At 45.7% G+C, this 15310-nt stretch carries 11 protein-coding genes; 6 read left to right on the forward strand and 5 right to left on the reverse strand.

The window, feature by feature from the left end:
• Positions 1-243: 243 nt before the first annotated feature.
• A complete protein-coding gene (locus TW81_RS13730) occupies positions 244-1467 on the reverse strand; it encodes a multifunctional CCA addition/repair protein (protein WP_045956303.1) in 1224 nt (407 codons plus the stop codon).
• 88 nt (positions 1468-1555) lie between these two features.
• Between TW81_RS13730 and TW81_RS13735 the strand changes: the two genes are divergently transcribed.
• On the forward strand, positions 1556-3178 hold the full coding sequence (locus TW81_RS13735) for an ExeA family protein (RefSeq protein WP_045956304.1): 1623 nt from the start codon (positions 1556-1558) through the stop codon (positions 3176-3178).
• Positions 3171-3950 (forward strand): general secretion pathway protein GspB, encoded by a 780-nt coding sequence (locus TW81_RS13740; protein ID WP_045956305.1) that lies wholly within the window; start codon positions 3171-3173, stop codon positions 3948-3950. The genes TW81_RS13735 and TW81_RS13740 overlap by 8 nt, the downstream gene beginning before the upstream one ends.
• A 77-nt stretch (positions 3951-4027) precedes the next feature.
• Here TW81_RS13740 and TW81_RS13745 read toward each other — a convergent pair whose 3' ends face one another.
• The 3 genes from TW81_RS13745 to TW81_RS13755 all read right to left on the reverse strand — a co-directional run bounded on the left by TW81_RS13745 (position 4028) and on the right by TW81_RS13755 (position 6885).
• Complete coding sequence (locus TW81_RS13745) at positions 4028-4639, reverse strand: TIGR04211 family SH3 domain-containing protein (protein WP_045956306.1); 612 nt, start codon at positions 4637-4639, stop codon at positions 4028-4030.
• Between the two features lie 174 nt (positions 4640-4813).
• Positions 4814-6073 carry an inorganic phosphate transporter gene (locus TW81_RS13750; protein ID WP_045956307.1) on the reverse strand — a complete coding sequence of 420 codons (1260 nt, stop codon included), beginning with the start codon at positions 6071-6073 and terminating at the stop codon, positions 4814-4816.
• 131 nt (positions 6074-6204) lie between these two features.
• Positions 6205-6885: a TIGR00153 family protein gene (locus tag TW81_RS13755; RefSeq protein ID WP_045956487.1), complete on the reverse strand. Its 681-nt coding sequence runs from the start codon at positions 6883-6885 to the stop codon at positions 6205-6207.
• 206 nt (positions 6886-7091) lie between these two features.
• Here TW81_RS13755 and TW81_RS13760 point away from each other — a divergent pair, with 206 nt between their 5' ends.
• The gene (locus TW81_RS13760; protein WP_045956308.1) at positions 7092-8609 is read left to right on the forward strand and encodes a CYTH and CHAD domain-containing protein; all 1518 of its coding nucleotides are present in this window, start codon (positions 7092-7094) and stop codon (positions 8607-8609) included.
• 25 nt (positions 8610-8634) lie between these two features.
• Here TW81_RS13760 and TW81_RS13765 read toward each other — a convergent pair whose 3' ends face one another.
• A complete protein-coding gene (locus TW81_RS13765) occupies positions 8635-9399 on the reverse strand; it encodes a potassium channel family protein (protein WP_045956309.1) in 765 nt (254 codons plus the stop codon).
• A 112-nt stretch (positions 9400-9511) separates the two neighbouring features.
• On the opposite strand from TW81_RS13765, the gene TW81_RS13770 reads away from it, so the two are divergent.
• The 3 genes from TW81_RS13770 to hldE all read left to right on the forward strand — a co-directional run bounded on the left by TW81_RS13770 (position 9512) and on the right by hldE (position 15200).
• Positions 9512-10768, forward strand: a complete 1257-nt coding sequence (locus tag TW81_RS13770; protein WP_045956310.1) for a methyl-accepting chemotaxis protein — start codon at positions 9512-9514, stop codon at positions 10766-10768.
• 108 nt (positions 10769-10876) lie between these two features.
• The gene (gene glnE, locus TW81_RS13775) at positions 10877-13717 is read left to right on the forward strand and encodes a bifunctional [glutamate--ammonia ligase]-adenylyl-L-tyrosine phosphorylase/[glutamate--ammonia-ligase] adenylyltransferase (protein WP_045956311.1); all 2841 of its coding nucleotides are present in this window, start codon (positions 10877-10879) and stop codon (positions 13715-13717) included.
• Positions 13718-13769: 52 nt separating this feature from the next.
• Positions 13770-15200 (forward strand): bifunctional D-glycero-beta-D-manno-heptose-7-phosphate kinase/D-glycero-beta-D-manno-heptose 1-phosphate adenylyltransferase HldE, encoded by a 1431-nt coding sequence (gene hldE / locus TW81_RS13780; RefSeq protein ID WP_045956312.1) that lies wholly within the window; start codon positions 13770-13772, stop codon positions 15198-15200.
• The last annotated feature ends 110 nt before the right edge of the window (positions 15201-15310 follow it).

Genomic DNA, 15310 nt, shown 5'->3' on the forward strand with positions numbered 1-15310 from the left:
TTAACTGACTGGCATTACTCCGCTCTCGGGGGCGTTTTTTTGTTTGTAGCGTTATCGTATTTAGTCGGAATTAATTGACTTTCACTAAGGTATAGCAACTACTTAGGAAAAAGAAATACGCTTGTATATAAGGCACTTGAACCGGCTAAAATAGACTTCAAATTTAGAGACATAAAATCATTAATAATAATTTTATTGTTACCGAAGTGTAGCCTGTGATTCTTTAGCCGTAATACTTTTGAGTTATGTCTTCAGTTTGCTTTTGGCTATGGCGCTGACTCGCTGGCGTTCAAGCTCGGCTTTGATCTCGGCACCTTTAAATCCGTCATTGATGATATCTTGAACATTAACTGCTAGCGCGGCTTGATAAGCGAGTTCAAAGATGTCTTTCTGCGGATAATCTATCGTTTCAAAATCTGTTCGCCCACGACTATCAGCCATGCAGCAAGTGAGAATATCCTTCAAACGCTCTGGTTTGCGCCACACATCAAATTTATTCAGTACCTTGAGTTTCGTCTCTGGTTTTAGCTCGGCGGCGCGGTGAATATTGGAATGTTGCTCGCAGACCAAAAGTGCTAGATCGCGAAACTCGTTCGGAACTTTGACTCGACTACACAAAGATTGAATCAGCTTTAGACCCGTGTGACAGTGCATTTTATGGCTAGGCCATTCGGATTGAGGGGTAATGCCTTTACCTAGGTCATGAACTTGGCTCGCGAAGCGAACCGGAAGCGATTCACTCAGTAGTGCCGCTTGTTTTGCTACCATTAAAGTATGAATACCAGTATCAATTTCTGGGTGCCACTTTTCAGGCTGTGGGACGCCAAACAAAGCGTCCAGCTCAGGCAGCACTATATGTAAGGCATCACAATCTTTTAATACTGAGATAAAAACTTGAGGATCTTGCGTTGACAGTGATTTATGCCATTCCTGCCAGACTCTTTCTGCAGTTAAGTGTTCTAGCTCTCCAGAACGAGCAATTTGACGCATGAGTGCTAAGGTGTCATCTGCGACGGTAAAGCCTAAATGATTCAATTTGGCAGCGAAGCGAGCCACACGCAGTACTCGCAGTGGGTCTTCGGTAAACGCCGCTGAAACATGACGTAAAACGCGATCTTTAAGATCTTGCTGACCATTGAAGGGATCGACAATTTCGCCGTTCGGGGCTTGTGCCATGGCATTAATGGTCAAATCGCGTCTAAGTAGATCTTCTTCTAACGTTACATCGGCAGCAAAGTAGCAATCAAATCCAGTATAGCCAGAGCCGATCTTACGTTCAGTACGCGCTAAAGCGTGCTCTTCTTTACTGTCTGGGTGAAGAAATACAGGGAAGTCTTTGCCGACGGCGATAAAGCCGTTTTGCAGCAATTCTTCGGGGGTTGAACCGACGACGACCCAATCTTTGTCGTAGACCTCAATATTCAGTAGTTGATCGCGAACTGCTCCGCCAACAAGGTATCTTTGCACCTAGCTCTCCCTTTTGATCAGTTTGGCATTGGCTAATCTTGCCAGCAATGGTACTTTTCTTAGCAGCAAATGCCCAGAGAAGAGAGTTATGTATCAACAATATTTTGCGCTGACAGAGTTGCCATTTTCTATCGTGCCAAACTCTCGTTTCCTCTACCAAAGTCGTCGCCATAAAGAAGCCATGTTCCAAATTCAGGCGGGGTTAGGTGAAGGTTGTGGTTTTGCTATGCTCACCGGCGAGGTTGGAACAGGAAAAACAACCATTGCAAAGTCGATACTTAAAACTTTAACAGACAATACCCGTGCTGGGCTGATTTTAAATCCGACTTTCTCAAATATTGAGTTGCTAGAGGCGGTATGTGATGAATTTGATATCCATTATTCCCCTAACTCTTCATTGAAAGCACTCAATCAAGCTATCCATCAGTTCTTGCTCAATAACCATGCTAATGGTACACAAACCCTGTTAGTTATTGATGAAGCACAGCACCTTTCCGCTGACGTTCTAGAGCAGTTGCGCTTACTGACCAATTTGGAAACCGAACGTCAAAAGCTATTGAAAGTGTTATTGATTGGTCAGCCTGAGCTACAACATAAATTGCAGATGCCGCAACTGCGCCAATTGGCGCAACGAATCACTGGGCGTTATCACTTGCTGCCACTCAATCAAGATGAAACGCGAGATTACATCAAATTTCGTCTTACACTAGCGGGTGGTTCGGCAGAGCTTTTCTCTACACAATCGATTAAATACATCGCTCGCCAGACTCAAGGCATACCGCGCTTAATCAATCTGGTTTGTGATGCCAGTTTGAAACAAGCCTATAGTGTTGGGGAGTCCAAGCCATCTCACTCTTCTGTCACGCTAGCTTGTGATGAGGTGATGAGTTTTCAAACCGCTTCAGTATCGCCTGATACGATGCGAACTAGGCGTGACACCAACAACTGGACCCTATCGTTAATTTCATTACTCGTCACTGGCATGTTGTGTTACGGGGCTTATGTTTATACACCATCTTTGGTCAAGCCGGTTATCACTCAGCACCTTAAGCAGCAATATCCACCTTTAGAAAATATTGCACAGGAAAAGAGCGTATTCCCTAGTGTTCTTTTGGCATTGTTGAACAAGGGTATCGATCAGGAAGCCGCGATAGCCAGCCTGTATCAGGTGTGGGGTTATCGTGCCTCGGTGCTCGATCAATTGTGTTTAGACAACGGCGAAGGGAAATTTCGCTGTGTATTAGAAACTGGAACGATCGATTCAATAGAAAAACTTGATCGCCCGGTGGTTTTGACATTGAACATTGACCAGCAAAGACGTTTTGCAGTGCTGTATCAATTAACGAAACAAGGTGTCACCTTGATTGTTGACCAGCAATTAGTCGAGTTTGACCGCCAACACTTAGCGCGTATTTGGTCTGGTGAGTATCGCCAGATCTGGCAGGGTTATTGGAACGAAACCTTGAAACCTGGAATGAGCGGCGAGGCGGTAAGAGTGCTTGATTTACATTTGTCTCAGGTGTTGGGTGAAAAGGTCTCAGGGCAAGCCACTTTTGATCATAATCTCAAGCAAAAAGTGGAAACTTTCCAACGTTGGCAAGGATTGAATGTGGATGGTATTGCTGGACAGAAAACATTGCGTTTGCTCGAACAGCTTTCTCAGATAGATGCGCCTAGCTTAACTTCTCGTGAGGGTAAATCCAATGTCTAAAGTGATGCAAGCCATAGAGCGTTCTGAGCGTAGCCACAATACCTTAGCAGGGGCGACTCCTAAACCTAGCTATTCTTTAGCAAAGAATAGAGGTGTTTCTCGTAGCGCTATCAATTTGGCGATGATTGCCATTCCACCTATATTGGTGATGATCACCATGACGCTACAAACTTATCAGACGCAAAAGCAAGCTTGGCTAGAGATCAATGTGGCAGAGACTGTCGTGGTTGAGGTGCCTTTTGCATACCAAGTTCGCGCTACACCAGACTTTTCGCCGCTGCGCACAACATATCAAGACAACAGCTCAGAAGCGAAAATTACTTGGCTGAATCAAGTTGATGAGGATGTTAGCCAACTGCCTCCAACAATTGGTGACCCAGAGATACCAAACAATAGTCAGCAAGCTGTGAAAGGTGATGATCTGTTGACTGGGCTTGATTTGTCTCAGCTCTCTCCGGAACTTGCGCAGCGTTTTCAATCGGCATTGAATGCAAACACCCGCAACGAGCAATTAAAACAAAACCAGAATGCGGTCAACTTAGCGCAGCAAGCTGATCGTTGGTATGGCAAGTTGCCAGCACTCAATTTTCAGACTCATGTCTATTCAAGTAAGACTAGTAAACGCTGGGTCAAAGTTAATGGTATCGAATACAGTCAGGGAGACTGGCTTAGTGATGATATTGAATTGGTTCGTATCGACCCGCGGTCTTGTTTGATTCGATTTAAAGGTGAGCTGATTGAAGTTCCCGCTTTATATGATTGGCAAGGATGACTTAGTTAACTTACAAAATATGCCAGATCAAAAAAGGTCACAGAAGTGACCTTTTTACTATTTAGCTAAAGTGATGCTTATGCCCAGCCTGAAGGAGAGCGTTTTCGGCGCGGAATAATATGCGGCAGAATCAAGCCAAGTAGGAGGCCAATTCCAGCAACGCCACCGCCATACATAAAGTATTTCAGCAGCAGGTCATCTTTCTGCGTATCTAACTTAGCACGTAGGTTACGTACCTCTTCCTGAGACGCAGACAGTTGCTTGCTCATATCACTGTAACCCTGCTCAAGCTCATTAATTTGGCTATTACGTGTTTCGAGTGAATCAATCAGGCCCGCTTTTTCTTGGTCTGCATTTGAACGTGCATTGGCGAGTTTTTCCTTCACTTCAGCGAGCTCTTTTTCAAGCTTAGGTAAGCGAAGTGCCATGCTTTCACGATTGGTAACGAAACGACTTTCTACCCAACCTTTGCGTCCTTTGCTATCTTCAATTTCTGTGTAGCCAGTATCGCGATTGGTTGATACTAACTTCACCTTATCACCAGCATCAACACTGCCGATAATACGGAATTGGTTACTAGGGCCAGAATGCATGTAAGTGAATAGATTATCAGCGATGTAGCGGTCTTGAGCAAATGCAGCAGGAACGGCGAGCATTGATGCTAAAACGAAGCAAACCAGTTTTTTCACGGTAAATCCTTTAACAGTCTATGAGGGTCTGCAAACCCATTATCTATTTCTTTGCTAACGCCAAATAGTAAGGAGTTTCGCGGATGACTGCAACAAAGAAGGGAGGCTGAGCCTCCCTTTCTGCGGTTTTGAGTCAATAATGACAGTGAGTTAACACATCACTGACCTAATTGATTAAATAAACATTGCCTGAATTGCGTAGAAGAACACCACGGCAAGCAGTGCACCAGCTGGTAGCGTTACAATCCAAGAAGCCACGATATTACGTACCACACCTAGGTTAAGTGCTGCGATACCACGAGCAAAACCAACACCTAGAACCGCGCCAACTAGCGTTTGTGTAGTCGAGATTGGCAAACCAGTACCAGAGGCAAGCACAACTGTACAAGCAGTAGCAAGCTGAGCGGCAAAACCACGGCTTGGAGTAAGTTCAGTGATACCTGTACCTACCGTTGCCATTACTTTGTGACCTAAGGTTGCAAGGCCAACCACGATGCCAAAACCACCTAATGGAAGGATCCACCAAGCGATGGTGCTCTTACCGGTAATTTCGCCCATATGTTCAACGGTTGATACTACCGCGGATAGTGGGCCGATAGCGTTAGCAACATCGTTAGAACCGTGTGCAAATGCCATTGCACAAGCTGTGATAACCATTAATACGCTGAAGATACCTTCAACACCCGCAAAGCCGTGATCATCTTCGCGGCTGGCGAATTTCTTCTGAATGTAAAGGTAACCACCGATCATGATGATGGCGGATACACCCGCCGACCACATCCAAGCTTCTGCGTTAGTTAGGTGAAGACCAACGTGTTTAAGACCTTTCTTAATCGTTACCAGAGCGATAACCATAGTGGTGATAAACATGTACACAGGAACAAAACGTTTGGCGTTAAACAGTGGTTTTTCAGTATCGAAAATCAGTCGCTGCGCACTAACAAAGATAACGTAAGCAAAGAAACCAGAGATGACCGGAGTGACTATCCAACTGCCGACGATGCCTTTAACTGAGCCCCAGTCCACCGCTTCTGTACCGACAGATACACAGGCGAAGCCGATGATCGCACCGATGATAGAGTGAGTCGTCGAAACTGGCCAACCCATGTAAGAAGCTAGTAGCAACCACGTACCAGCGGCCAAAAGTGATGACATCATACCGTAGACGAGAACATCTGGCTGATGAGCAAATAGGGACGTTTCAATTACGCCTTTACGGATAGTGTCGGTTACTTCACCGCCTGCTAAATATGCCCCGGCAAATTCAAAGATCATCGCGATAATGATCGCTTGTTTAACCGTTAGAGCTTTTGAGCCTACGGATGTGCCCATCGCATTGGCTACGTCATTCGCACCAATACCAATCGCCATCATAAAACCAAAAGCGGCTGCAATAATAATCAGGACAGTGCCGTAGTTCGCAAGGATATCCATCGTAATACCTAGTTGTTGATAACAAGCGGAGCAAAATTTCAGAACGACAAAACCCCTTCAGCGCGTCAGTATTTATCGCCTAACAGGGGTGTGAACTCGTTAGATGCTCTTCGTTATTTGGTTAACTTATTTTATGAGCGAGACAGCATGACTTCGAGGCGCGCACCAACACGTTGCGCCTGATCAGCAATACCACCTACCCACTCTAGAATTTTATAAAGGAACATCACATCAATTGGATTCAGATCCGCTTCAATCGCCATTAGGTTTTGGCGAAGTTCAATCTGCATCGCGTCTGTGTCGTCCTCAATCACATCCAGTTGGTGGATCATTTCAGCCACAAGTGTTACTTCACGGCCTTTAAATCCAGTTTCCAATAACTCATCAAGCTCATTGATCACTTTCTGCGCTTGGTCAGCTGCGTCTAGACAGCGTTTCACATACGCAATAAAGTTTTCTTGAAGAGGTGCAGGGATAGTCAATTGACGGCCATATACTCGGCCAGCAATGTCTTTTGCAAGGTTAGCGAGTTTATCTTGCTGCGTCAGTAGTTCCAGCATGTCACTACGATCAACAGGCATAAACAAACCACGAGGAAGTTTAAGACGAATTTCACGCTTTAGCACGTCGGCTTCTTTCTCTAGGTGAGAAATTTGTGCACGAATTTCCGCCGCTTTCTCCCAGTCACCCTTTGAACTGACTTCAAAGAAGTTAACTAGGTGCGAGCAACATTCGTTTACACACACAACGTGGCGCTGCAAAGGTTTAATAGGGGACTTTGCAAATAACCCCATAATTGTATTTACTGGCATGGTCATTCAACCCAATTAATATAACCTAAAAACTAACATACACCATTTCATGGCGAAATGTTGAACGATGGCTATAAAGGCGCGCATGTTAACCCATTAAATCACTCATTAAAACTGTTTTAGATCATCAGAAGGGCGATATTTCTTTCTTGCCGAGTAAGAAAATAGGCAATATCCTGTCTCTATCTGCTTTGAAAGGTATAGTTATGGAAACCGAGATAGAACTGAAGTTTTTTGTTTCTCCCGAATTTTCAGAGACTTTGCGTCAAAAAATTTCTGAAACCAAAGTACTTCAGCACAGTTGTCGAGAGTTAGGTAACACCTATTTCGATACGCCAGATCAGTGGCTGCGCCAGCACGATATTGGTCTTCGTATTCGTCGTTTTGATGATGTCTATGTTCAAACCGTAAAAACCGCCGGACGCGTTGTGGCTGGTTTACATTCAAGACCTGAGTTCAACGCAGAGCACACAGGCAATGACCCCGATCTTAGCCTACATCCGCAAGATATCTGGCCAGCAGGCAAAGATACCGAGGTCTTGCAGGCTGAACTGCAAGCGCTCTTTTCTACCAACTTTACACGTGAGCAGTGGCTGATTGGGATGCCAGATGGTAGCCAAATTGAAGTTGCCTTTGATCAAGGTAACGTAGAAGCCAATGGTAAAGAAGACCCGATTTGCGAAGTTGAACTGGAACTGAAATCGGGCCAAACCGATGCCTTATTTACCTTGGCAAGGGCCTTCTCCGATCAAGGTGGAATGCGTTTAGGCAACTTGAGTAAAGCCGCCAAGGGCTATCGATTGGCGATGGATTACAGTGGTGATGAAGTGAAGCCTTTGGCTCTGGTTAAAACCAGCCGCAATGATAGCGTTGAATCTTGCTTTATTAACTCGCTAGAGCATGCATTGTCTCATTGGCATTACCATGAACAAATTTATGCTGAGCGCGACTCGATTCAAGCTGTGCATGAAATCAGAAACTCAATCAGTTTTATTCGCCAGATTCTTACTGTTTATGGTGGCGTAGTCCCACGCCGTGCTAGCGCTATATTGCGTCAAGAACTGAAATGGCTTGAACAAGAGCTTGAATGGTTACGTGACTACGATTACTTGGATGACCTTCTGGATGATAAAGGCCATGCGTTGCGTAAATTGGATGCGCGTAAATTCTTAGTCGGCGAGCTAAAAGTTCTACAAGAACACCTTCCGACTCGCGAACACATTATCGCCTTGCTCAACTCTGCACGCTACACTGGTTTGTTACTTGATCTCAGTCGCTGGATTTTAACGCGCGGCTGGCAACCCTTCCTTGATGACAAAGCGCGTGAAAAAATGTCGCTCAATATAGAACATTTCTCTGTTGAGCAGTTGGATAGAACTTGGGCCGAGTTGATGGAGGCATTTCCTCCCGAGCAGAATCTAACTGGTGAAGATTATATCGAGCAGCAATACCGATTGATGCGTAACCTCTATACTGGGGTCAGTTTCGCCAGTCTGTATGACTTTGACGACCGTGACAGCTTCCGTTTGCCATGGAGTGATCTGCTGCATGGCACTGACGACTTACTGAAACTGAAAACCTTGGAACAGTTTGTCGAACGACTCGAAGGCGAGGAGCGTGAGCAACTTCAGCGTTGGCTTGCTCGCCAAGAAAGTTCGATTTTACGCGCTATGGAACAGACGCGCGTAATTTGTATCGAGGCAGAGCCTTACTGGCGAGATTAAACCTTCGCAGATTGAAACGGGAACCTTAGGGTTCCCGTTGTTGTTTGTTTTGACGCTCCAGTCTGTCGAGACGCTCTATAATCTCACTTTGTCTGTCGACAAGCTCTATCAGTAGTCTTTCTTTATGCTTTGAGCGGTCATCTTGCCTTTTGGTCGGCGAGGTGATCATTGATGTAATCAAACCAGAAATCATACCGAACAAGCCCACGCCGCAGATGATCAACGCCGCGGCCAAAATGCGGCCACCATCGGTGACAGGATAGTGGTCGCCATACCCAACGGTCGAAATAGTGACTAACGCCCACCACATTGCATCCCCACCGTTGTGGATATTGGCATCGGGCGAGTTTCCTTCTAGGAGCAACATGGTACTCGAACCTATGGTTAGCAGTACAACTAATAGCAATAAGATAGAAGCGAGCGTCGTTTCATGTTTGTTTTTAAGGGATTTTCTGATCGCATGGCGACTTGAACGAATAACCAATATCACTCGCAGAATTGAAAATAACCTCGCATAACGAAGCGGCTCTATCATAGGCACACTGGCCACAAAGTCTATCCAGTGGCGTTGCATATATTTCATCCGATCTGTAGAGCGGATCAAATCTATGCTCAGCTGGAGGAGAAAGATGCTACAGATAACGAAGTCTAAGCCGATAAATACTTGTCGAGTTTCTGGGCGTAAAGGAAAAAACAACAAGCCAGAGATCACAAATAGCGCCATAAAAGACAAGATTAGTGATAGCAAGCTCATCGGTTTCGTATCGTCTTTGGTATTATCTCTTTTCATACGAGGCTCGAAATAAATAAATTGCAGTAATTTCTTAGCGTAAGGTTATTCGATACGCCCACTCTAGTACAAAGCGCTGCAAATACAAAACAGACAAAATGGAGAATGTACAATGACCAAGTTGGCGTTTAAGCCATGGGAACGAGTGATTACGGACATCCGCCTGGTTCCTAAGATGGTATTACTGATGGTGTTCAGTACGATATTGATTATCGGTAAGCAATTATGGGATGCGAGTACCTTTTATAATTCTCTCCTAGCTGCTACGCAAAATGTCCAAATTGCACAAGAGCATTACGAAGCTTATTTAATTCAAGTGGCGTGGCAAACCGCCGTGTTAATAATGGTGTTTGTCATTCTCCTGTTATTCGCCGCGCGCGTGATGCTACGTCAAACCCAATATCTGAATGACGCGATCAAAATGATGGCAGACAGAGATTTATCCGTGCCGATCATGATGGAATGTAAAGATGAATACGGTGATGTTGCGCGTGAGTTAGAAAAAACACGTGTGCAACTGCAAGATATGATTAAACTGCAAATCGGAGCATCTCAAGAGTTGGCAGAACTGACGGAAGTGATGACATTGAGCATGTCGGAAACCAAAGAGTCAGCCCAAGAAGAGTTTAATGAAATTGACCAGCTCGCCACAGCCATGAGTGAAATGACGTCAACGGTACAAACTGTTGCTGATCACGCACAAAATGCTTCCTCTCTGACAGAAAGCACGTCAGGTCAGGCTGAGACGGGGCAACGTTTTGTCCAAGACACTGTATTGAAAATTAGTGAGCTATCGCAAGATATTAGTGCTTCCGCCCAAGCGGTTAACCAAGTTGAAGAGAGTGTAGACTCAATCGGCAGCGTTGTCGGTACTATCCAAGGTATTTCAGAGCAAACCAATCTATTGGCATTGAACGCTGCGATTGAAGCAGCTCGCGCTGGTGAGGCTGGGCGCGGATTTGCCGTGGTTGCGGACGAAGTACGTAATCTAGCGCAGCGCACTCAACAAGCAACAGTAGAGATCCAAGAGATGATCACTCAACTGCAGTCTAGTGCCAATTCTGCTGTTGAACTGATGGAGAAAAGCGTGGTTGAGGCGGCTGAAGGGGTTGAGCTAGTCACCAATGCGGGCAGTGAGTTAGATGGTATCGTTGAGCAGGTAAACCAAATCAATGATATGAACTTCCAGATTGCTACCGCAGCAGGTCAACAAAGCAGTGTGGCTGAAGAGATGAATCAAAACTTAACCAATGTCCGAGAACTGGTAGAAGCATCGGTAACGGTTGTGACTGAGTTGCTGGAAACGTCAGAAATCATGCAGAAGAACGCTGAAGAATTGGATCATAAAATCACTTCATTTAAGGTCTAGCGTCTCAACTTGATAGCACCAAACGCTCACTCTCTACTAGTGGGCGTTTTTTATTGGTATAAATAGAGGGCGTCCTTTTTCGAACGGCATTTCTCACAAGGAAGAACCATGCAATTGCCACAAACTCTCACCTCTATTTCTCATTCTGCGCTCGAATCGTTGTCTCAATCTGAAACATTAAACCACTGGCCTGAAGCGCTTAAACAGCAGCTTTCCTATGTGGCAGGGCTAAGCCAGTTTATTACTGACACACTGGGTAGTGATGAAGTGTTGCTGCACGATTTACCTGCAATGCTTGATGAGCCATCTCGCTATGAAAACTATCGAGAGCGTCTTGCACTGCAGCTCAGCCAGTGTAGTGATGAAATGCAAGGTCATCGAGTTTTACGCCAATTTCGTAATCGAGAGATGGTCTATATTGCTTGGCGTGATTTTACGGCGTCTTGGCCATTGGAACAAAGTTTAGAGCACCTGTCTCAATTGGCGGAAGCGATGATCTTTGAAACGTATCAATGGCAATACAAAGCATGCTGCGAGTTGTGGGGAACACCGACTAATGCTCAAGGTGAAACGCAACCAATGCTCATCATTGGTATGGGGAAACTAGGTGGTGGAGAGCTGAACTTTTCGTCCGATATCGACTTGATCTTTACCTATCCAGAAAATGGCGAAACGCAAGGGGTACGTCGTAGTATTGCCAATGCACAGTTTTTTACTCGCCTTGGACAACGAATCATCAAAGCCCTTGATCAACAAACGTTTGATGGTTTCTGTTATCGGGTGGATATGCGCCTGCGCCCTTTCGGCGAAAGTGGCCCACTAGTGATGAGTTATGCGGCGCTGGAAGATTACTATCAGGAACAAGGGCGCGATTGGGAGCGCTACGCGATGATCAAAGCGCGTGTGATGGGGAGCGAAATGTACCCTGAGTACCAAGAGCTACGTCAGATGTTGCGTCCTTTTGTGTTCCGTCGTTACATTGATTTCAGTGCGATTCAATCCTTGCGTCGTATGAAGTCGATGATAAGCAGCGAAGTTCGTCGCCGTGGTTTGAGCAACAACATCAAACTCGGTGCGGGTGGAATACGTGAAATTGAGTTTATCGCCCAAGTTTTTCAACTGATTCGTGGAGGGCGAGAGCCAAGCTTACGTCAACGTAGCCTACTTGCTACGATTGATGCGATTGAAGCACTCGAACAACTTACGCCCCAAGAGACAGAACATTTAAGAACTTCCTACAAGTTTTTGCGTCGCCTAGAAAACCTTCTGCAGGCGATGGCAGACAAACAGACGCAGACTCTACCTGAGTCTGAACTCGAACAGCTGCAACTGGCAATAGCGATGGGCTACAGTCAGTGGTCACAGCTACTGAACGATGTACAGCAACATATGGCGAAAGTCCATGCTGTCTTTGCAACTCTGATAGGTGAAGAAGAGGAAGAAGAACACGATATCGCTCAGCACTTTACTGAGCTATGGGATATGGCGGCCAAACAGGATGTCTTGGAGCATATCCTAGAGCACGATATCAAGACGGAAGATCCGCAACAAATGGCGCAAACCATAATTCAATTTAAGCAAGATCTTGCCAAAAAAACGCTAGGTCCACGTGGTCGCGAAGTGTTAAACAAATTGATGCCGAAAGTTTTCTCGGCTATTTACAGTCACCAAGACGCTAAGTTTGGCTTATCGCGAGTGCTGCATTTAGTGCATAAAATTGCTACTCGCACCACCTATCTTGAACTGTTAGATGAGCATCAAGCCGCTTTAGTGCAACTGGTACGACTGTGTACAGCGAGCCCAATGATCTCTGAGCAGCTTGGACGTTATCCGATTCTGCTTGATGAATTGATCGATCCACAGCAGTTGTATAATCCGATTCCTCTGGAAAGTTATCGTACTGAACTGCGCGATTTCCTCGCTCGCATTCCAGAAGATGATATGGAACAACAGATGGAAGCGCTGCGTCAGTTCAAGCAGATCTGCATCCTAAAAATTGCTGCTGCGGATATCGCTGGTGTCCTTCCGGTGATGAAAGTGAGTGACCACTTAACCTATCTTGCTGAGGCGATTGTTGAATCTGTTGTGCATCAGGCATGGTTGCAAATGGCCGCCAAATACGGTGAACCGACGCATATCAAAGGGCGTGAAGGAAAGGGTTTTGCTGTGGTGGGTTACGGCAAAGTTGGTGGTTGGGAGTTAGGTTATAACTCTGATCTTGATATCGTGTTTATGCATGATTGTCCGGTCAATGTGTATACCGACGGCAAGAAAGAGATTGATGGACGCCAGTTCTATTTGCGTTTAGCCCAGCGAATCATTCATATTTTCTCTACGCGCACGGCTTCGGGCATTCTGTATGAAGTGGATACGCGCCTACGTCCTTCTGGGGCTTCTGGTTTGCTGGTTAGTCCAACTGATGCGTTTGAAGAGTATCAGCGCAAAGAGGCATGGACTTGGGAGCATCAAGCTTTGGTTCGTGCGCGGATGATCTACGGCGACGCCCCTTTGCAGCGCACTTTTGCCCAAACTCGACAGGAAATCCTCAGTTTAGAGCGAGATGAAGCTAAGCTTGTCAAAGATGTTTCTGATATGCGAGTCAAGATGCGTGACCATTTAGGCGGAAAAAAGGTGGGTCGGTTTATGCTTAAACAAGATCCTGGCGGCATAACCGATGTCGAGTTTTTAGCCCAATTTCTGGTATTACGCTACAGTCATCAAAAGCCTAAATTAACTCGTTGGAGTGATAATGTGCGTATTTTTGAAAGCATGATGGCACAAGGTATCATGTCAGAAGGTGCGGCAATGGCACTGACTCACGCTTATACCACCATGCGCGATCAGATTCACCACCGAAATTTATTAAATCTCGACTCTGATGTAGCGGAAGGTAAGTTTGTCAAAGAGCGCGAGCTTGTAATGAAACTGTGGCACGAGTGGTTAGAATAACGCTGAGTCTTTATGCTAAACTCTTGCCCGAATTAGAATTTGGAGAACCACAATGAAGCCAATCCTACCTAACTACAGTGATTCTGGCGTACTTATCATCGGTGATGTGATGTTAGATCGCTATTGGTATGGTCCCACAGGTCGTATTTCGCCGGAAGCGCCGGTACCTGTAGTAAAAGTAGAAAACAATGAAGAGCGTCCTGGCGGTGCTGCGAACGTAGCCATGAATATTGCCTCTCTAGGTGGGCACGCTCATATTGTCGGTTTAACTGGGATTGATGAACCCGCCAAAGTGCTAAACGAGACTCTTACGGCATTAAAAGTGAAATGTGATTTTGTTGGTTTGCCAAATTACCCAACTATCACTAAGCTGCGCGTACTCAGTCGCGGCCAACAATTGATTCGTTTGGACTTTGAAGATCAATTTGAAAATGTAGATGCTGATCTTATTTTAGAGCGCATGGAACGAGCACTACCGAAAGTAAAATCCATTGTGTTGTCTGATTACGCCAAAGGTGCACTTGAGCACGTCCAGCAATATATCCAAAAAGCACGTGCAGCCAATGTGCCGGTATTTGTTGATCCAAAAGGTGCGGACTTTGAACGTTATCGTGGTGCGACGTTACTGACACCAAATATGGCAGAGTTTGAGCATGTCGTGGGTAAAGTAAAATCAGATCAGGAACTGGTTGATAAAGGTTTGGCACTGATTGACCAGTTTGACTTAGAAGCTTTGCTTGTGACTCGTAGTGAGCATGGCATGACATTACTGCGTCGTGGTCAAGAGCCTTTTCATCTCCCAACTCAAGCGAAAGAAGTGTATGACGTTACTGGGGCGGGGGACACGGTCATTTCTGTGCTAGCCGCTTCTGTGGCTGCAGGTAAACCATTAGATCAGGCTTGTGCTCTCGCCAATGCTGCAGCTGGTGTGGTGGTCGGTAAGCTGGGGACATCCACAGTATCAACCATTGAACTGGCGGAAGCGGTTCACGGCAGCCAAGACACTGATTTTGGTGTGATCAGCGAAAAGGCTCTGATTGAAGCCGTGAAGAAAGCGCAATCCAAAGGTGAGAAAGTTGTCATGACCAACGGTTGTTTCGATATTCTCCATGCAGGACATGTGTCATACCTCAATCACGCTGCTGAGCTGGGTGATCGCCTCATTGTTGCCGTCAACACCGATGAATCAGTGAAACGCCTCAAAGGTCCGGGTCGTCCAGTTAATCCAACCGATCGTCGTATGGCGGTATTGGCTGGGCTTGGCGCTGTCGATTGGGTTGTGCCATTTGGCGAAGATACGCCACAACGTCTGATCGCAGAGGTTTTACCTGACATGCTTGTCAAAGGTGGGGATTACAAGCCGGAAGAGATTGCCGGTGGCAAAGAGGTCATTGCTCACGGTGGTGAAGTTAAAGTTCTTAACTTTGAAGATGGCTGTTCAACCACTGAAATCATCGACGCGATCAAAGGTGGCCGAGGTTAACCTATCTTGTGATTGAAAAAATGCTCGTCTTTGGCGAGCATTTTTATTTTTAGCGCAGCAAAATTCGCAATAAAAAATGGAGCCGTTCGGCTCCATTTTTGAATTATTGA

Origin of the sequence: Vibrio galatheae (assembly GCF_000967545.1) — a bacterium.
In the GTDB taxonomy this organism is placed as follows: Bacteria; Pseudomonadota; Gammaproteobacteria; order Enterobacterales; family Vibrionaceae; genus Vibrio; species Vibrio galatheae.